The organism is Allomuricauda sp. XS_ASV26 (assembly GCF_041224615.1).
GTDB lineage: Bacteria > Bacteroidota > Bacteroidia > Flavobacteriales > Flavobacteriaceae > Flagellimonas > Flagellimonas alginolytica.
In genome coordinates this window covers 124,213-142,499 of the sequence record NZ_JBGFGK010000026.1, presented here as the reverse complement: position 1 = coordinate 142,499, position 18,287 = coordinate 124,213, and the positions used below count along the sequence as shown (strand labels likewise).

Annotated in this window: 17 protein-coding genes; 8 read left to right on the top strand and 9 right to left on the bottom strand. The window is 42.1% G+C overall.

What is annotated here, in order from left to right; all coding sequences use genetic code 11:
* Positions 1-85: 85 nt before the first annotated feature.
* The 3 genes from rmuC to AB9K32_RS01110 all read left to right on the top strand — a co-directional run bounded on the left by rmuC (position 86) and on the right by AB9K32_RS01110 (position 2,414).
* Positions 86-1,420 (top strand): DNA recombination protein RmuC, encoded by a 1,335-nt coding sequence (gene rmuC / locus AB9K32_RS01120; RefSeq protein WP_369884109.1) that lies wholly within the window; start codon positions 86-88, stop codon positions 1,418-1,420.
* Between the two features lie 10 nt (positions 1,421-1,430).
* The gene (locus AB9K32_RS01115) at positions 1,431-1,796 is read left to right on the top strand and encodes a 6-phosphogluconate dehydrogenase (RefSeq protein ID WP_252080233.1); all 366 of its coding nucleotides are present in this window, start codon (positions 1,431-1,433) and stop codon (positions 1,794-1,796) included.
* Between the two features lie 72 nt (positions 1,797-1,868).
* The gene (locus tag AB9K32_RS01110; RefSeq protein ID WP_224837791.1) at positions 1,869-2,414 is read left to right on the top strand and encodes an acyl-CoA thioesterase; all 546 of its coding nucleotides are present in this window, start codon (positions 1,869-1,871) and stop codon (positions 2,412-2,414) included.
* Here the strand turns inward: AB9K32_RS01110 and pgl are convergent.
* Together pgl and zwf are read right to left on the bottom strand one after the other, a co-directional pair.
* Complete coding sequence (gene pgl / locus AB9K32_RS01105) at positions 2,395-3,120, bottom strand: 6-phosphogluconolactonase (RefSeq protein ID WP_338196084.1); 726 nt, start codon at positions 3,118-3,120, stop codon at positions 2,395-2,397. The two genes, AB9K32_RS01110 and pgl, sit on opposite strands and share 20 nt — an antisense overlap.
* 111 nt (positions 3,121-3,231) lie before the next feature.
* Positions 3,232-4,764, bottom strand: a complete 1,533-nt coding sequence (gene zwf, locus AB9K32_RS01100; protein ID WP_224837793.1) for a glucose-6-phosphate dehydrogenase — start codon at positions 4,762-4,764, stop codon at positions 3,232-3,234.
* Positions 4,765-4,932: 168 nt separating this feature from the next.
* Between zwf and gndA the strand changes: the two genes are divergently transcribed.
* The 5 genes from gndA (at position 4,933) to AB9K32_RS01075 (ending at position 11,511) form a co-directional block, all read left to right on the top strand.
* On the top strand, positions 4,933-6,342 hold the full coding sequence (gene gndA / locus AB9K32_RS01095) for an NADP-dependent phosphogluconate dehydrogenase (RefSeq protein ID WP_369884108.1): 1,410 nt from the start codon (positions 4,933-4,935) through the stop codon (positions 6,340-6,342).
* A 10-nt stretch (positions 6,343-6,352) separates the two neighbouring features.
* Positions 6,353-7,204 carry a ChaN family lipoprotein gene (locus tag AB9K32_RS01090; RefSeq protein ID WP_369884107.1) on the top strand — a complete coding sequence of 284 codons (852 nt, stop codon included), beginning with the start codon at positions 6,353-6,355 and terminating at the stop codon, positions 7,202-7,204.
* A 161-nt stretch (positions 7,205-7,365) separates the two neighbouring features.
* Entirely contained in the window at positions 7,366-9,396 is a 2,031-nt protein-coding gene (locus AB9K32_RS01085) for a prolyl oligopeptidase family serine peptidase (protein WP_369884106.1), read from the top strand.
* A gap of 111 nt (positions 9,397-9,507) precedes the next feature.
* A complete protein-coding gene (locus AB9K32_RS01080) occupies positions 9,508-10,770 on the top strand; it encodes a DUF819 domain-containing protein (protein WP_224837797.1) in 1,263 nt (420 codons plus the stop codon).
* Between the two features lie 45 nt (positions 10,771-10,815).
* Positions 10,816-11,511 carry a DUF4369 domain-containing protein gene (locus AB9K32_RS01075; protein WP_369884105.1) on the top strand — a complete coding sequence of 232 codons (696 nt, stop codon included), beginning with the start codon at positions 10,816-10,818 and terminating at the stop codon, positions 11,509-11,511.
* Here the strand turns inward: AB9K32_RS01075 and AB9K32_RS01070 are convergent.
* From AB9K32_RS01070 to AB9K32_RS01040, 7 genes are all read right to left on the bottom strand, one after another.
* Entirely contained in the window at positions 11,508-11,780 is a 273-nt protein-coding gene (locus AB9K32_RS01070; protein ID WP_224837799.1) for a hypothetical protein, read from the bottom strand. The two genes, AB9K32_RS01075 and AB9K32_RS01070, sit on opposite strands and share 4 nt — an antisense overlap.
* Before the next feature lie 27 nt (positions 11,781-11,807).
* Complete coding sequence (locus AB9K32_RS01065) at positions 11,808-12,776, bottom strand: type I phosphomannose isomerase catalytic subunit (protein ID WP_369884104.1); 969 nt, start codon at positions 12,774-12,776, stop codon at positions 11,808-11,810.
* A gap of 2 nt (positions 12,777-12,778) precedes the next feature.
* Positions 12,779-13,186 (bottom strand): 6-carboxytetrahydropterin synthase, encoded by a 408-nt coding sequence (locus tag AB9K32_RS01060; protein WP_252080252.1) that lies wholly within the window; start codon positions 13,184-13,186, stop codon positions 12,779-12,781.
* The gene (gene idi, locus AB9K32_RS01055) at positions 13,183-13,716 is read right to left on the bottom strand and encodes an isopentenyl-diphosphate Delta-isomerase (RefSeq protein WP_369884103.1); all 534 of its coding nucleotides are present in this window, start codon (positions 13,714-13,716) and stop codon (positions 13,183-13,185) included. Before idi ends, AB9K32_RS01060 begins: the two co-directional genes overlap by 4 nt.
* Before the next feature lie 57 nt (positions 13,717-13,773).
* Positions 13,774-14,727, bottom strand: a complete 954-nt coding sequence (locus AB9K32_RS01050; RefSeq protein ID WP_224837803.1) for a type IX secretion system membrane protein PorP/SprF — start codon at positions 14,725-14,727, stop codon at positions 13,774-13,776.
* Position 14,728: 1 nt separating this feature from the next.
* The gene (locus tag AB9K32_RS01045; RefSeq protein WP_369884102.1) at positions 14,729-16,696 is read right to left on the bottom strand and encodes a gliding motility-associated C-terminal domain-containing protein; all 1,968 of its coding nucleotides are present in this window, start codon (positions 16,694-16,696) and stop codon (positions 14,729-14,731) included.
* Between the two features lie 83 nt (positions 16,697-16,779).
* The gene (locus AB9K32_RS01040) at positions 16,780-18,207 is read right to left on the bottom strand and encodes a hypothetical protein (protein WP_369884101.1); all 1,428 of its coding nucleotides are present in this window, start codon (positions 18,205-18,207) and stop codon (positions 16,780-16,782) included.
* Between the last annotated feature and the right edge of the window lie 80 nt (positions 18,208-18,287).

The following is an 18,287-nucleotide window of genomic DNA, read 5'->3' as shown; positions in this document are numbered from 1 at the left end:
AATATTTATATTGTGGATTTCCTACAAAGCCCGAATGACATTTTATCTTTGTAATCCATTATCTTTATCTTCAATAAACAATTTAATGAGCACAGTATTTATCTATTTGATTATTGGCTTAATAGCAATGGCCCTAGGCCTTTTTGTCGGTATTTATATCCAAAAACTGAAAACCAAATCGAACGAAAGTGTTTGGGTGGAGCGGGAACAACAACTAAACGCCACTATCACATCCCTAAAAGATAGAATACAGCTAAACGAGGAGGACCAAAAACAGTTGCAACGGGAAAAAGAACAGCAAAGCAATCAAATTGTTCGGTACCAAGCAGATTTGGAGAACCTTCAAATAAAGAACAAAGAGCAGAAAGAAGAAGTTGAAAAGCTACAGGAAAAATTCACAAAGGAATTCGAAAATTTGGCCAACAAAATTTTGGACGAAAAAAGTGAAAAATTCACCAAGAGCAATAAGGAGAACATAGAAAACATCCTCAGCCCTCTCAATAAAAAGATTAAAGAGTTCGAGGAAAAAGTTGAAAAATCCCAAAAGGAAAACATTAGCATTAACTCTTCCCTAAAACAACAGTTGGAAAGTCTTCAACAACAAAACTTAAAAATTACCCAAGAAGCCGAAAACTTGACCAAGGCCCTAAAAGGCGACAGCAAAATGCAAGGTAACTGGGGCGAATTGGTATTGGAGCGCGTTTTAGAAAAATCCGGCTTGGAAAAAGATCGGGAATACAGTGTGCAACAAAGTTTTAAGCGTGAAGATGGCAGCAGGGTTATGCCCGATGTGATCATCCACTTACCTGACGGCAAAAAAATGGTGGTAGATTCCAAGGTATCGCTTACCGATTACGAACGTTTTACCAATGCGGAAGAAGAGGATAAAGCTAAATTTTTAAAAGACCACATTAATTCACTGCGCAGGCATGTGGAACAACTCTCCTCCAAAAAATACGAGGATCTCTACGAAATGGAAAGCCCTGATTTTGTTTTAATGTTCGTTCCGATAGAACCTGCATTTGCCATCGCCATTAATGAGGACAATTCTCTCTACAATAAAGCCTTTGAACAAAATATTGTTATTGTTACCCCATCTACCCTATTGGCTACCCTTAGAACCATAGATTCGATGTGGAGCAATGAGAAACAACAACGAAACGCTATTGAAATTGCACGCCAAGCAGGTGCACTTTATGATAAATTCGAAGGTTTTGTATCGGATTTGACCAAGGTGGGAAAAAAAATGGACGAGGCGAAGACCGAATACCGTGGTGCAATGAATAAACTGGTAGAAGGCCGTGGGAATATTGTCACAACTATTGAAAAATTGAAAAAGATGGGCGCGAAGGCAAAAAAATCACTTCCCGAACCCATACTAAAACGCGCCCACGAAGACGATTTTGAAGAACTAAACTAGAGAACGAACCATGAAAAAATTCCTTACCATTTTTATTGCTGTCATTGTAATTGGCATATTGGGATATTTTGCATTTGTATATTACGTTCCCTATAGCGAGGGATACCGTTCCGGGGAACTGATCAAGTTCAGTAGAAAAGGTGTATTGGTAAAAACATGGGAAGGACAGATAAGCCAAGGATTATCCGGGACCAATGTATTCTCCTTTTCGGTGGAAGATGGAGAAAAAGAAATCATTGAAAAAATGAAGGAATACCAAGGACAGTATATTAAAATGACCTACAAGGAGCGCTACGCCACCTTTTTCTGGTTGGGCGACACCAAATACTTTATCACCGAGGTAAAATCCGAAAAATCACCCATTTTTAGAAATTAAAGCTATCTTTTTACGACCGCAATACAAAGGAAACCAACTTTTCTCTTTGAAAAAACGAGATAATTATAAACTATGAAAAAGTTCAAATCATCCAGAGAAAGTAGAGTGTCCATAACCGAACTTATGTTGCCCTCCCACTCCAACTTTGGTGGAAAAGTTCACGGTGGGCACATCCTAAACCTTATGGATCAAATTGCATTTGCCTGTGCGTCCAAGCATTCACAAAGCTATTGCGTTACAGCATCGGTAAACCGGGTGGATTTTCTTAACCCGATCGAAGTTGGCGAACTGGCCACGCTAAAAGCGTCCATCAACTATACCGGTAAAACTTCTATGGTGGTGGGAGTACGTGTTGAGTCCGAAAATGTAACTACGGGAGAAGTAAAACATTGCAATTCCTCTTATTTTACCATGGTCGCCAAAGGAAAAGATGGCAAAAACAAGGCAGTGCCCGGACTTATCCTAAAAACAAAGCAGGATATACGCCGCTTTGCCCGCAGCAAGGAACGTAAACAATCAGCGTACAAACGCGATAGCAAATACGAATCCAACAACTTTAAAGTAAACGAATATTTAGAGTTTTTGGAAGGTGAAAATGTTAAGATGGATCTTGATTGAGCTTGGCCGCTGCTTCCTCGTCCAAAAACCAAACTAAATTTCCTGATGCAGGATTCACCAAAGAGGCAGGGTAAACTTCGGAGCCTTCGGTTTTTTCCACTACCACTTTCACTTTTTCGGCTTTTGATGCCCCTGTGACCAAAAAGGCCACCTCTTTGGCCGCATTGATCACCTTGCCATTTATGGATACCCGTTTTTGACCGGACTCTGGATGATTGGCAACTACACAATGGTCATCGGAATCCCAAAGTTCTATCTCGTGCGGAAATATTGATGCTGTATGCCCATCATCGCCCATGCCCAATATTACCAAATCAAATTGGGGAACCCCTTGCACCCTATCGAGATCAATTTCCAATAGATTGGCATATCGCATTGCTTCGTTTACGGGATCCTTTTCGCCCAAAATACGATTGATGTTCTCCTTGGGCACCTCTATTTTAGAGAAAAGATGCTCAACCGTCATTTTATAATTGCTCTGATCATCGGTCGGCGGCACACAACGCTCATCGCCCCAATAAAAATTTACTTTGTTCCAATCCACTGTACCTGCATATTTCCGGGCCAATAGATCAAAAACTATTTTTGGCGTACTACCGCCGGACAAGGCCACATGAAAAGCACCTGCCTCTTTCACTTTATTTACAAAATAGTCCGAAAAATTTTCGGCTACTTCCTGCTTGTCCCTATATATTTTTAACTCCATCTTAATATAGTTTTCGTTTCTCGACTTTTAGTTCGGCTACGCCCAGTATTACAATTATAACAGAGAAGTATTGACCATTGCCGATTGCTTTCTGCTTATTGCTTACTGTATTTAACAAATCACACAATATCCCGGGTCGTCGGCTAAATTCTCGCTAGGATTGCGCCAGTATCCTTCTTCTTCAATTAGGTCATCGGCATTTTCAGGTCCCCAGGCCCCTGCACCATATCCGTACATACGAACATCCTTGCCATTTTTCCAATAATTTAGAATCGGATCTACAAACTCCCATGCTGCTTCCACCTCATCCGCTCTGGCATACAAGGTTGCATCACCTTGCATACAATCCAGCAATAGGCGCTCATAGGCTTCCATTACATAGGTTTCGACCAAGCTGGAATAGTAAAAATCGAGATTGGCCCTTTCCACCTTGAAGCCTTGACCCGGTACCTTGACCCCGAACTTGATCAGTATTCCCTCATCTGGTTGTATCCTAACAATGAGTTTATTGTCCATTTCCTGCATTTCGGAACCTTTAAATATTTGGTGGTGCGGTTTTTTGAAATGAATAACGATTTCGGTCACCTTTGTGGGCATACGTTTGGCCGTACGCACATAAAATGGAACACCGTGCCAACGCCAGTTATCCACGTAGAATTTTACTGCGGCATAGGTTTCTGTGGTCGAATTTGGGTCCACCCCATCCTCATCACGGTACCCTTTCACGGTTTCGCCTTTAATGGTAGACCCGACATACTGGGCGCGAATGGTGTTTTCTGCCAATTCTTTTTCGTCGGTCATTATGCGCAAAGACTTTAAGGCCTTTACCTTTTCGTTTCTGATCTCTTCGGCCTCAGATCCAATTGGAGGTTCCATAACCACCAAGGATACAATTTGTAGAAGATGGTTCTGGAACATATCGCGGAGCGCACCGGACTTGTCATAATATCCACCGCGTTTTTCAACGCCAACGCTTTCCGCATTGGTTATTTCGACATGTTGTATGTAGTTACGGTTCCATAAAGGTTCAAAAATACTATTGGAAAACCGTGTCACAAGTAAGTTTTGTACCGTCTCCTTGCCCAGATAATGATCTATTCTATAGATCTGATTTTCCTTAAAGTACTGGTGCAACCCTTTGTTCAGTTTTTTTGCGGTTTCCAGACTGTAGCCAAATGGTTTTTCCACGATCAATCGTTTCCAACCATTGTTTTGGGTATTCATCCTTACTTCCGAAAGTCTATTTGCAATAGTCTCGTACAAGGTTGGCGGGGTCGAGAGGTAATATATGATGTTTCCCGAGGTATTGTGTTTTTCTTTAAGTGATTCGACACGTTTTCGCAGGTTGGAGTAGTCCGTGTCATAATCATCCCCTATATCCTCATAGTAGAGTTTATCGGCAAAGCCCTTGAGTTTAGCCTCATCGATATTCTTGGTCTTTTCGGTCAAAAAAGAACTGTTGTAAACAACCCGTTCACGATAGGCTCCGTCCGAAAGATTGCTCCGGCTTACACCAAGTACCACATAGTTTTTTGGCAACTGGTCGGCCATGTATAGATTAAATAGCGATGGAATAAGTTTTCTAGCGGTCAAATCACCTGATGCCCCAAAAATCACGAGCATTTGATTCTCTGTCTTTTTCATATATTTTTTTGTTTTCTGGCGAGTATTGCATCAAAGGTTCTTACCCTTTTTCAAGTTGGTATCATTATCTTTGAGCATCACGAAGATAAGGTTTATTTTAGGTTCATAATTCAATAAACATCAACCTTAGTGTTGTCTTAACAATAAAAAAGAGCAGAAAAATACATCATGGCAAATACATATGATTTTGGTCTTGTTGGCCTGGGAGTAATGGGACGTAATTTTATTCTTAATGTGGCGGATAACGGATTTACCGCATTCGGAAACGATTTAGATGAAGAAAAGGTGAACGCCCTGATAGATGAAGGTGGAGATGCGGCCAAGGTCAATGCTACCTCCGATATTAAAACTTTTGTACAATCCCTGACCATGCCTCGCAAAATTATGTTGTTGGTACCGGCAGGTAAAATTGTGGACAGTGTAATCGATGGGCTTTTGCCCCACTTGGACAAAGGTGATATTATCATTGATGGTGGAAACTCGTTCTACACCGATACGGATCGCCGAGAAGCTTATTTAAAAGAAAAAGGCATCAACTTTTTTGGAGCTGGTGTTTCGGGAGGTGCCAAAGGTGCTCGTAAAGGTCCAAGTATTATGCCAGGCGGTTCCAAGGAAGCTTATCAGCACGTAAAACCCATTTTCGAAGCTGTTTCCGCCAAATACCAAGGTGAACCCTGCGTAACTTATTTAGGTCCAAAATCTGCCGGCAACTATGTAAAAATGGTGCACAATGGCATTGAATATGGATTGATGCAGCTTACCTCGGAAATATACGATCTGCTTAAAAAGGCAGGGGGACTTTCCAACAGCGAACTGCACAACACATTTTCTCAGTGGAACAACGGAAGGTTACAATCGTTTTTGGTCGAGATCACTTCCGAAATATTTGCCCAAAAAGATGACTTGACCAACAATGATCTGGTAGACATGATTTTGGATAAGGCCAAACAAAAAGGAACGGGCAAATGGACCTCTCAAAACGCAATGGATTTGGGAATTCCCGTACCCACCATAGATATTGCCGTGAGTATGCGAGAGATTTCCGCATTAAAACCCGAACGTATCAAAGCGGACAATTTGTATGACCGTCCCACCCCAAAAGCGGTGGACAAGGATAATTTTGCGATAAAAGCGGAACAAGCTTTATATTTTGCCTTTATTATTACTTATGCTCAGGGGATGCACCAGTTATCCGATGCCTCCAAGGAATATGGTTACGAATTGGAACTGGGGGAGATCGCCAAAATATGGCGCGCCGGGTGTATTATCCGTGCCGCACTATTGGCCGATATCACTGAGGCCTACCAAACCGATAAGGATTTACAGAACCTATTACTTTCCCCTTCTTTTGTGGAAAAAGTGAAAAGCACTGTAGATGCCGCAAGAGAACTGGTAAGTTATGGTGCCGAGAATGGTATTCCGTTACCTGGATTATCCAACGCACTCACCTATTTCGATGCATATACCAGTAGCCGTTTGCCATTAAACTTGATTCAGGCACAGCGCGATTATTTTGGCTCGCATACCTATGAGCGTCTGGACCGTGAGGGTATTTTCCATACAGAATGGGAAAAATAAAATGTGGGTTATGAAAAAGGTATTCCTGTTAGTTGTATGCTCCTTTTGCTTTTCCACCATAAATGCTCAAAAGAAACCATACGTTATTTATAACGCCAAAGGCAAAAAGGTCTCTTACAAAAAAATGTTGAAGACCATGGAAAAAAAGAATATGGTATTGTTCGGTGAACTCCACAACAATCCCATTGCGCATTGGTTACAATACGAGCTCACTACCGACCTCCATACCAAACGGCCACTTATTCTTGGAGCAGAAATGGTCGAAGCCGATAACCAAAAGGAGCTTAACGATTATTTGTCCGGAACAATAGATTACAAAGGTTTGGATTCCACCGCAAGACTTTGGAACAACCATAAGACCGACTATGCTCCGTTGGTCGATATTGCCAAGGATAATGATCTTGTTTTTGTAGCCTCCAATATACCTAGACGCTATGCCAGCATGGTTTACAAAGGTGGTTTTGAAGCATTGGACACATTGCCCTCCAGAGAAAAGGAATGGATTGCCCCCTTGCCCGTTCCATACGACCCCGAATTGCCAGGATACCAGAATATTCTAACCATGATGGGCGATCACGGTAGCCCCACATTGGTAATGGCACAAGCGATCAAAGATGCTACCATGGCACATTTTATTCTTAAGAACTATAAAGAGGGCTCTCTTTTTATACATTACAATGGAGCCTACCATTCCAACGATTATGAAGGTATTCTTTGGTATTTACAATTGAACAGACCCGACTTGATCTACGGAACCATCTCGACCGTTATGCAGGAGAATGTGCATCAACTGGATGAAGAAAACACAGGAATAGCAGACTTTATTATTTGTGTGGACAGTAACATGACGACCACCTATTAATCATTACCGAGCAGCAGAGAACAGTCAACATTTCTCTAATTGGCCCCATACATTTCCGATAAGGCACGGTCCATTTTAAGTACCATCTACAACTATTGCCACATACCAGCCCCAACCCGGGATAAAATCCTTATTTTTAAGACACTAATCAACCCGTAATCATGAAAAAAATCATCGCTACCTTATTATTGTTTGTGGCCATAAACTCATTAGGATTTGGTCAAGTACAATCGAACCTTGAATTGTTGGATATCTTTAATATGGAATATGTATCCGACCCTCAAATTTCTCCCGATGGCTCCAAGATCATCTATGTCAGAAACTTTAAGGATATTATGACAGACCGGAACCTCTCCAATCTTTGGATCATTGATTTTGACGGTTCCAATAACCGCCCGCTTACCACGGGCAACCATAACGATTTTGCCCCAAAATGGTCGCATGATGGCAAAAAGATCGTTTTCAAATCCAATATGGCAGATGACAAAATGAAACTATATCTGATGTGGTTGGATACCAAAGAAACCATGGCTTTGACCAATACTCCCCAGTCGCCTGGACAGGTATCGTGGTCCTATGATGATTCGTATGTGGCATTTAACATGTTTGTTCCCGAAGCCAACCAATCCATTATTAAAATGCCGGCAAAACCAGAGGGAGCCAAATGGAACGCTCCCCCTAAGTATATTGATAAAATGAACTATCGCGGAGATGGTGCGGGCTATTACAAAGGAGGCAACTCCCAACTATTTACTTTGCCCATTTCCGGTGGAACGCCAAAACAACTTACGTTTTCCGAGTTCAACCATGGCGGCCCTATTTGGTCCAAAGACAACTCCAAGTTATATTTTAGTGCCAACTTCCATAAAGATGAAGAAATGGAACCTGCGGATAGCGAGATCTATTCGATAAAAATCGATAATGGTGAGATAACCCCATTAACCGATCGTTACGGACCAGATGGCAATCCAGTGTTATCTCCCGATGGTACAAAAATCGCCTATCTCGGATACGATGATCGTTTACAGGGATACCATGTAACCCGACTATATGTGATGAACTCGGACGGTTCAGATGCTAGAGTAATCTCTCAAAATTTTGATAGAGATATCGAAGATATGGCGTGGAACAGCAAAGGCAACGGCTTCTATTTTACATACACTGACCAAGGTATGGGAAAATTGGCATCCATTGATCTTTCTGGCAAAGTGGGAGATATCACCGATGGCTTGGGCGGTCTTTCCTTGGGCAGACCCTACAATGCTGCCAGTTTCTCCGCTTCGGCCAACAATAAGTTTGCCTACACTTTAGGAAATACCAGTCATCCGTCCGACCTTGGAGTGGCCGACACCCGAAGCAACAAAAGATTAACCGCTTTGAACAACGACTTGTTCTCCTTTAAAAAGTTGAGCAAAGTAGAAGAGATGTGGTGGGAGTCCTCCTATGATCAGCGCAAGATACAAGGTTGGGTGGTTACACCTCCCGATTTTGACCCCAACAAAAAATATCCTATGATCTTGGAAATCCATGGCGGGCCCTTTACGAGTTACGGCGCCGTGTATTCCGCAGAAATTCAGGCATACGCTGCAGCTGGCTATGTAGTTTTATATACGAACCCAAGAGGCAGCACCAGCTATGGAGAAGAGTTTGGCAACCTAATTCATCATGACTATCCCAATCACGATTACGACGATTTAATGTCCGGCGTGGATGCCCTTTTGAAAAAAGGCTATGTGGACGACAATAATTTATTTGTGACCGGGGGATCCGGTGGAGGAGTGCTTACCGCTTGGATCGTGGGCAAAACAGACCGGTTTAAAGCTGCAGTTGTTGCAAAGCCCGTTATCAATTGGGCCAGCTTTGTCCTATATGCCGATGGGGTACAGTTTTTCTCCAAATACTGGTTTGGAAAAAAACCATGGGAGGATCCAGAAAACTATTTTAGACGTTCTCCGTTAAATTATGTGGCCAATGTAAGTACTCCGACCATGTTATTGACCGGCGAAGAAGATTATCGGACGCCAATTGCCGAATCGGAACAGTTTTATGCCGCTCTAAAATTGGAAAATGTGGAGACCGCGATGGTCCGAATTCCGGGTGCATCTCATGGTATAGCCAACAAACCCAGTAACTTAATTGCCAAAATAGCAAGTGTTTTGGCATGGTTTGATAAACATAAGGCAGAAAACTAATTCAAGTACCTCGTCCTTTTTTCCAACTGTAAACAGCACGAAAACATAGTCGGCCATAACCTAAGGCCTGAACGATTTTCCTATATTTGGGATTTTTAGCTATAAAGATCTATGGACCAATTACCGTTTACCAACGACACCGTGATATTTGGCTTGCTTTGCCTTTGTTTAGGTTTTGTTTTTTATACATCATCCATAAAAACTGGATTTTGGGCAAAGTTTTATCGCTTGGTCCCTACCCTGTTAATGTGCTATTTGTTACCAGCCATTTTGGCCAGTTTTGGCATCATTGACGAAGCATCGTCCAACACCTATTATGTGGCAAGCAGATATCTTTTGCCTGCTGCTCTAATTTTAATGACGCTGAGCATAGACCTTAAAGCTATCCTAAATTTAGGCTCCAAAGCTTTGGTCATGTTCTTGACCGGCACCGTGGGCATTGTTATCGGAGGCCCCATCGCTATATTGATCGTATCCATTTTTTCACCGGAAACTGTTGGAGGTATCGGCCCCGACGCAGTTTGGAGAGGCCTTGCCACAATAGCCGGAAGTTGGATCGGCGGTGGTGCCAATCAAGCTGCCATGCTCGAGGTTTTCCAGTACAATCAGGAAAGTTATGGTGGTATGGTCCTCATTGATATTGTGGTGGCCAATCTTTGGATGGCCATAATCCTGTTGGGCGTTGGCAAAACAGAAAAAATAGACCGTTGGCTCAAAGCGGACACTTCCTCCATTGAAAAACTCAAGGAAAAAGTTTCCACCTATACCGAAAAAATAACAAGGGTAACGACCTTGAACGATTATATAATGCTGTCCTTCTTTGCCTTTGCCGGTGTTGGTATTGCACATTTTGCAGGACATCACTTTTCGGCTTTTTTACAGAACAATTTTGAAATTGTAAGAAATCCGGAGAAAATTTTATCCTCTCTGGGTTCACAGTTTCTTTGGATGGTAGTTTTTGCCACGGCCATTGGAATTGGTCTTTCTTTTACCAAAGCAAAAAATTATGAAGGCGCAGGGGCCAGCAAAATTGGAGGTCTCTTTATATACATTTTGGTAGCAACCATTGGTATGAAAATGGATTTGGGCAAAGTAATGGAAAACCCGGGCCTTATCGCTATCGGATTGGTATGGATCAGTATCCATGCGGGTTTACTTATCCTAATGGCAAAAATTATAAAAGCCCCTTTCTTTTTTCTCGCCGTGGGCAGCCAGGCCAATGTCGGAGGTGCGGCTTCTGCCCCGATTGTTGCTGCAGAATTTCATCCATCGTTGACCTCTGTGGGCATTCTTTTGGCTGTTTTTGGATACGTAGTGGGTACAGCCGGAGCATATTTATGCGCTTTGTTGATGGAAGTCGCGTCGAATGTTTAAATATTTTCAGAAGATTATGCATATTTGCCCATCTAAAATTATATGATGAAGCGGATATTGTTTGTATTGCTATTTGGAATTACCCTGGTTGCCTGCGAAAAAAGCACGGAGAACACCATGATCGTTAATGGGAACATTAAAGGATTAAAAAAAGGAACCCTTTATTTACAAAAACTTCAAGATTCCACCATTGCCAATGTAGATTCGTTGGAGATCAAGGGTGACGGAAAATTTAGTTTTAGCACAGAGGTCGGCGACCCGGAAGTGTTTTATCTCTACCTAAAAAAGGAAGACAACAACGACATTAACGATCGCATCAACTTTTTTGGCGAATCTGGTACTATTGTGATCAATACAGCTTGGAACACATTTGATACGGATGTAAAAATTTCGGGTTCCAAATCTCACGAAAAGTTATTGGAATTTTACGATATGGTATCCAAATTCAATATTCGGGAACTTGCCCTGGCACAACAAGCCGTTCTACCCGAGTATCAGGAAGATAGCGTGGCCTTGGATTCCATTCAAAGCTTGATCAATAAAAACACGGTTAGCAGATATCGATATGCCCTTAATTTTGGGCTCAACAATGGAGATTCTTATGCCACACCATATATTATGTTGACCGAGGCGCGCGAAGCCAATCCTAAATACTTGGATTCTATCTACAAAGGGCTGAGCCCCGAGGTAGCGGCATCCAAATACGGTAAAAAATTCAAAGATTTTTTGGACAATAACTAAGACTCCAGGCTATTGAGCTTTTCTATAAGTTTGGTAGCCTTTTCTTCCAGTTCCTTTCTTATGGAATTAAAGTGGGATTTAGCGTCCTCTACGTTTTTTTGATGAATTTTATCCATAAGGTCGTCATATACCTCAATGGCTTCGTCAATAATCACCGTACCTTCTTCAGATTCCTTGTTGCCAGAACCTGCTTCCCAAATGTAGACAGCTTCAATTATATCTCCGAGTACAAAATTGACATCCTTCTTTAAATCGCGAATACTTGGCATAACATAATGTTTTGATTAAAGATACCATTAAATGGTAACTTCTAAAAGTTTAGCTTTTTGGGCACTGATGTCCACATAAGTGCTCGATGCAGGCACTAGAACCGTTTCTCCTTTTCTTATCTCCGTGCTTCCCCAATCGTTGGTGATAGTGGCTCCTCCGCCCACACACATATAAATGGTAAACGAGTCACGTTCGGATAGATTCTGCTTTAAAGGCTGTATCAATTCCAAAAAATTTGTTTTAAAATAGGGGCAATCTACCATTGGGTTCGTTTCGCCCTTGTTCTTAGGGTAATCCACTTTAAAGTCATCCTTCTTTTTGTAATCGATGGCGTCTACAGCCAAACCTGTGTGCAGCTCTCGCAGGTTTCCGTCCTTATCCTTTCGGTTAAAATCGAAAACACGATAAGTTATGTCGGATGTCTGTTGAATTTCTGCCAAAAGTACGCCTGCCCCAATGGCATGGATTTTTCCAGTATTTATAAAAAATGTATCACCTTCGCTTACTTCTTCATAGTTCATTAAATCCGTTAAGGTACCATCCTCTATACTTTTTACATATTCCTGCTTTTCCACATCTTTATTGAACCCTACAATGAGTTTTGCTCCCGGGTCGGCATCCATAATGTACCACATTTCGGTTTTTCCAAAGGAATTATGGCGTTTTTTGGCCAATTCATCATTTGGATGAAGCTGTATGGATAGGTCTTGTTTAGCATCTATAAATTTGATGAGTATAGGAAACTCCTTGCCGAATCGCTCTACCACACTTTTGCCCAAAAGTGCTTCTCCTTGGGAATCCATCAATTCCTGAAGCGATGTACCCTCCAAGTTTCCGTTGGAAATCTCGGATATATCACCGACCACTCCCGAAAGTTCCCAACTTTCGCCGGTAATATCGCTATCTATAGGTTTGTTCAAGACTTCTTTTAGTTTGGTACCGCCCCAAAGTCGTTCTTTGAGTATCGGTTTGAATTTTAATGGGTAAAGATTCATTTTTATCCTGTATAGGTTACAAAGTTCCTTGGTGTTTCGTAGAGTACGATCTCCAACTCTTTAGATTTATTTATATGGGGTCTTAGCTTGTTCCAGATTACTACGGCAATATTCTCGGCCGTAGGGTTCAACTCCTTAAACTCTGGAACATCGAGATTTAGGTTTTTGTGGTCCAGTTGGTCCTCCACATGCTTTTTGATCAGATCCTTAAGCACCTTAAGGTCCATTACAAATCCAGTTTCCCGGTCTATTTCGCCAGTTACGCTAACAATAAGGTCGTAATTGTGACCATGGTATCTTGGATTATTGCATTTGCCAAAAACCTCGTTGTTCTTTTGGTTGTCCCAATCTGGTCTATATAATCTGTGTGCGGCATTAAAACTTGCCTTTCTGCTTACTTTTACTTTCATCTTACGGCTGGATTTTCCATGAGATGATCGTAAAAGCGTTCAAATATTATCTTGAACCATGCGGTGTAATCATCTGGATTAAGCGATATATCTTTTTTGATATCCTCTGGATACATCCATTTCCAATCGGCCACTTCTTCAGGATTGATCTTGGGTTCATCTTCAAAATAACCCACCATTACGTGATCAAACTCATGTTCGGTAAGTCCATTATCGAAAGGGGCTTTGTATACAAAGCTAAAAAGCTCTTTCAGTTCGGTGGTAAAGCCCATCTCTTCCACGAGTCTTCGTTTACCCGCATCGATATTGCTTTCGCCCTCCCTTTGGTGGCTACAGCACGTATTGGTCCATAACAATGGGGAGTGGTATTTGTCCTTGGCCCGTTGTTGGAGCATGGTTTGCCCTTTATTATTCATCACAAAAACAGAGAATGCCCTGTGCAAAAGGGCTTTTTCGTGGGCTTCCATTTTTGGCATTAGTCCAATTGGTTCGTCCTTTTCGTTTACCAGTATCACATTTTCCTCTCTCATATGGTAAAAATATGACCTTTGGTGTAATTTATGGGAATATCAATGTTTAATTTCTTGCTAAAAGAAACGTGGGGATTTTAAGTTTCCAATATTTCTGATGAAGTCATACCTCAGAATTATCTCAAAGGAACCATCGTTAAAAGTGGCGGCACCGAGTTCTGTAGTTTCGCGATCATAGGCCAATCCCAACATTAACTGATCGGACAGCATAAAACCGAACAGTCCACTAAAGGCAGCATCCCAACGGTAAGCTACTCCTCCAATAAACTTTTCGTTGAACATAAAGTTGGCAGAGAGGTCCACTTGTAAAGGTGCTCCTTGAACTGCTTTTGTCAACAGCGTGGGTTTAAATTTTAAAAAAGGGTTAAGGTCCCAGACATATCCCGTAATCAGGTACAGGTTGATCTGTTCTTTTGCGGTTGATATGGAAGAGGTATCAAAATGTGTGGTCTCCAGGATCCTTGGTGCAGAAAGACCTGCGTAAAATCTATCCGTATGGTAGTACACTCCGGCACCTATGTTTGGCGAAAACTTATTCTGGATATCCTGCTGTGATTGTAATTGGGGGTCTATCTCGAATTCGTCCAATTCGGAATAACGTATGTCCAACATATGGGCACTTGCCTTTAATCCAAAACTTAGACGACCCTCCCAAGAGGTTTGTATGGTATAGGAGAAATCAACATCAAAATAGGTTTCGGATGTTGGCCCGATCTTGTCATTGACAATGGACAGCCCAAGACCCACACCACGATAGCCTACCGGTGTGTGCACATTGAGGGTCTGTGTTTCGGGTGCTCCATCGAGCCCCAACCACTGGTTCCTATAAAGTGCGGCTATACTTAAATGACCTCTAGATCCTGCGTATGCCGGGTTTACACTGACCGTATTGTACATATACTGGGTATACTGTGCATCTTGTTGTGCATGTATGTTTGCCAACCCCATTACAAAGAGGGCCAGTATCCATTGGATTTTCACCTTATACATCTTATTCTCCACAGTTACCATTTTATCTATTTATATATATATAACCTGTCAGCTGTTTCATGTTACCGCCATTATCTTGGTAGTCTATCACATAGAAATACGTACCTACCGGTAATTTATTGTCCTGATCTACGGTTACCCTACCTTGAGAAGTACCATCGAATACATTTCCACTGGTGTCGTATGCTTTGGTCTGGTAGACCATTACTCCCCACCTATTGTATATTCTAACGGTATTGTTGGGATAATTTTCCAGTCCTCGGATTTCCAGCGTATCGTGTACGCCATCTCCGTTAGGTGTAATTACGTTCACCACATCTACTTCCTCTTCACCAACGGTCGATTCACCTAAATCTGGATCCAAATAATTCGGAATCCCGTTTTCATTGGAATCATCGTTGGCGTAATTCCCGTCTCCATTAAAGTCTTCGTCTATGGTTTCGATACCGTCATCGTCATCATCAGAGTCCCTAAAGTCCGGTATTCCATCACCATCGGTATCAGGTAGATCTGAACTTGGGCTGTTTATTTCATCATTTACATCGGTATCTATGACGGTCTCACCTTCGAAAGCATCATCCAGACCATCGTTGTCCTTATCGGAACCAATAAGTACTACATCGGCAATTCCGTCTTGATCATGATCATGGCCTTCTATGGCATCGGGCACATTGTCGTCGTCGCTGTCTTCATCTACATAATCAGGTATACCGTCATTATCAGAATCAACAGGTATTAAGCCTAGATTTCCGTCATTTTCGTAGGCATCATCGATTCCATTGCCATTATTATCCACCATGCTCGGTGCAATGTAATCCAAGGCAAATTGCGCCTCAACATTGTCAGGAATACCGTCATTATCGCTATCTATATCCAAATAATCCGGGATACCATCACCATCTGTATCAGTTGGGTTCGTAGATGGGTCATTGTCATTGTCGGCATTTAGATCTTCAAAACTATCGGCAATACCATCATTGTCGCTATCCAAATCAATTCCTGAAGGACTTACGATTACCGTTATCGTTGCTGTATCGCAATTGCCATTGGTATCACAAACGGTGTAATCGAAAGTATCCGTTCCAGAGAATCCTGAATCTGGGATATAGGTAATATCATCATCAGATGGATTGTTTGCGGTTCCATTATCGTTCAATACAACTGTTCCATTTGATGGATCGGTTGCTGAAATAGAGCCTATAGTGGGAATATCATTATCGTTGGCCCTCCACGAAACTATGGCATCGACACCTATATCGGTAGATACCGAATCATCGTTAGTGTCCACAATTGGCAGCACATCTACCGTAACGGTTGCCGTACTGCAATCCCCAAAGTTGTTACATAGGGTATAATCAAAACTATCGTTTCCGTTGTAATCTGGATTGGGCGTAAAGGTAACTATATCGTCCGTTGGATCGTTAGCTGTTCCATTGTCGTTAACATTAACCACCCCGTTTGCAGGGTCTGTAAACGTTACTACTCCAGCTGATGGCAAATCGGAATCGTTGTCAAATATTGGCACCGCTATCGATGTATCTTCATCTAGGGCAATCAAATCATCCATTAAATTGGCCGCTTGACTCATACAAACCACAGTAAATCGTGGTAATTCGGTGCTGTTGCCCACTTTGGTAATCGTTGCCACATACCGCATTACGGTTTGTGTACTGGTTACCATGGGTCTGGATTGATCTCCCGGAAGAGCTGGATTCCAACTGACCGTTGCTCCCGATGGAACACTGGCCGAAATATCAAGAACCACCTCATTGTTCGGTGCTTCACAATCGGTCAAAATAAAATATCCCGTTGCGTTGGAACCACATAAGGTGCCATCATAAGTGGCAAAATAAACACCTGGCTGGGTCGCCTCATAAAATGAATTGGTTCCCAAAACAGTTGATGTATCTGATGCTTCGTACCACCGATAATTGTTTTCATCTCCGGTATTTGGTGCTTGTAGTAAGAACTGTGCATTTGTAAAGTTCACTCCTACAAAGAGAAGGATTAGCCCTATGAATAAAGACTTATATGAGGTGTTTGATTTCAAAATCTATCCGTCTTTATACATTATTATTTTACCACAAATACCACATTGATCAATGCATTATAATCTGCCGGCTGTCCTATGATATCATAAGTTAGAACACCGTTGGCATCTATTGTCATATTAGCAAACACTGTTGGGTCTGCATAGGTCACATAGTAATATAATTCGGTTGCACCATAGGTTGGAATTGCTGCTGGAGCACCCGCACTTCTCACAGTCGGAGACCCATATTGTGCCAAATATTGAGAATATAAATTGATTGTTCTCCCCGTACCATTGGTCGATGCATCTATTGCGATGGACGGTGGGTAAAATATTCTCGCTGCTTTGGATGTGATTCGCGCAATATCCTGTATAACATCTTCAACAGTTGATTCGGTATTCCCATCACCATCTACATCTACTGGAGAATCAGAGTTCACTTCTGATGCATCTTGATTATTTATATCTGCTAGAGGAACTTGTAATGTACCGTTACTATCCTCAATTTCAAGGTTAGCACCGTTAACCTCAAAACGAGTGTTTATTTCGTTCGTATCCGATAGATCTCCATCGGCCGAGATATGGTTGGCCAGGTTCGTGGCATTGGTGGCTATATCGGTAGCGTTCGTTGCTATCGCACCCGCATTGTTCGAAATGTTAGTAGTGTTCGTTGTGATGTTCGAAGCATTGTTCGATATATCCGTGGCATTGTTACCGATCGCCGTAGTGTTGTTGGCAATGTCCGCGGCATTGGCAGCTACTCCGGCGCTATCGTCCAAAGAGGACAGGTCCGCGGAAAAGCTCGTGCCGCCCTCGCTTACCGTTACCTCGTTGGTCCCGCCATCGAAGCTCACTCCCGTAATATCGTCATCGGCCACGCTGTCCACATAGGCCTTTGTGGCGGCATCTTGCGGATTAACTGGAACAGCCAAGTTGGTTATTGTAGCTCCGCCAGCGTCGTTACCTTGCGATAAAACCTCGGTAAGCGTTTGATTATCCGTATTGATCAACGCTGCCAAGTCCACCAACGCCACAGCAAAGGTATTTGCTTCGGAATCAGTGATTACAAGGTTTGTGTTTGTACCATCTATACCAAATGATGCTATGGTTGTATTTGTATCCGTAAAAACATCGCTCAAACTGCTCAAATCAACGTTTACGGTGCCCCCATTTTCCAATGTTAATGATAACGTATTTGTTACACCATCAAAATTGAATCCGGTCAATTGTTGGTCATCTGTAGCGGTAAGTTCCCATGAATCCCCATCCCAAAAATAAATGGTCCCTGTATTGGTGTTCACATAAATATCTCCCAAATCCGCTCCTGTCGGAGTAACCGCTCCCGATGTGGAAACATCAGTACCCTTGAGAACCTCACAATTACATTGGTCCTGAAGGGTAACGGTAGTTTGAGAAAAGGCAATTCCTGTAAAAAGGAGGAACGTTAGGGCTAGAATGCTCTTTTTCATGAGGCTACTATTAGTTGAGAATTTAATATGCTGTGTTTTTGTTGTTCGAAAACATTAAAAAAAGGATGATTTACCTATAA

Bases quoted from the DNA above. Each gene is read 5' to 3' on its own strand.
- AB9K32_RS01085 (WP_369884106.1), top strand. From the start codon at position 7,366: ATGAAAAAAATCATCGCTACCTTATTATTGTTTGTGGCCATAAACTCA.
- pgl (WP_338196084.1), bottom strand. From the start codon at position 3,120: ATGGAGTTAAAAATATATAGGGACAAGCAGGAAGTAGCCGAAAATTTT.
- AB9K32_RS01070 (WP_224837799.1), bottom strand. From the start codon at position 11,780: ATGCCAAGTATTCGCGATTTAAAGAAGGATGTCAATTTTGTACTCGGA.
- AB9K32_RS01075 (WP_369884105.1), top strand. From the start codon at position 10,816: ATGAAGCGGATATTGTTTGTATTGCTATTTGGAATTACCCTGGTTGCC.
- AB9K32_RS01065 (WP_369884104.1), bottom strand. From the start codon at position 12,776: ATGAATCTTTACCCATTAAAATTCAAACCGATACTCAAAGAACGACTT.
- idi (WP_369884103.1), bottom strand. From the start codon at position 13,716: ATGAGAGAGGAAAATGTGATACTGGTAAACGAAAAGGACGAACCAATT.
- AB9K32_RS01115 (WP_252080233.1), top strand. From the start codon at position 1,431: ATGAAAAAATTCCTTACCATTTTTATTGCTGTCATTGTAATTGGCATA.
- AB9K32_RS01050 (WP_224837803.1), bottom strand. From the start codon at position 14,727: ATGGTAACTGTGGAGAATAAGATGTATAAGGTGAAAATCCAATGGATA.
- gndA (WP_369884108.1), top strand. From the start codon at position 4,933: ATGGCAAATACATATGATTTTGGTCTTGTTGGCCTGGGAGTAATGGGA.
- AB9K32_RS01060 (WP_252080252.1), bottom strand. From the start codon at position 13,186: ATGAAAGTAAAAGTAAGCAGAAAGGCAAGTTTTAATGCCGCACACAGA.
- AB9K32_RS01110 (WP_224837791.1), top strand. From the start codon at position 1,869: ATGAAAAAGTTCAAATCATCCAGAGAAAGTAGAGTGTCCATAACCGAA.
- AB9K32_RS01080 (WP_224837797.1), top strand. From the start codon at position 9,508: ATGGACCAATTACCGTTTACCAACGACACCGTGATATTTGGCTTGCTT.
- AB9K32_RS01090 (WP_369884107.1), top strand. From the start codon at position 6,353: ATGAAAAAGGTATTCCTGTTAGTTGTATGCTCCTTTTGCTTTTCCACC.
- AB9K32_RS01040 (WP_369884101.1), bottom strand. From the start codon at position 18,207: ATGAAAAAGAGCATTCTAGCCCTAACGTTCCTCCTTTTTACAGGAATT.
- rmuC (WP_369884109.1), top strand. From the start codon at position 86: ATGAGCACAGTATTTATCTATTTGATTATTGGCTTAATAGCAATGGCC.
- zwf (WP_224837793.1), bottom strand. From the start codon at position 4,764: ATGAAAAAGACAGAGAATCAAATGCTCGTGATTTTTGGGGCATCAGGT.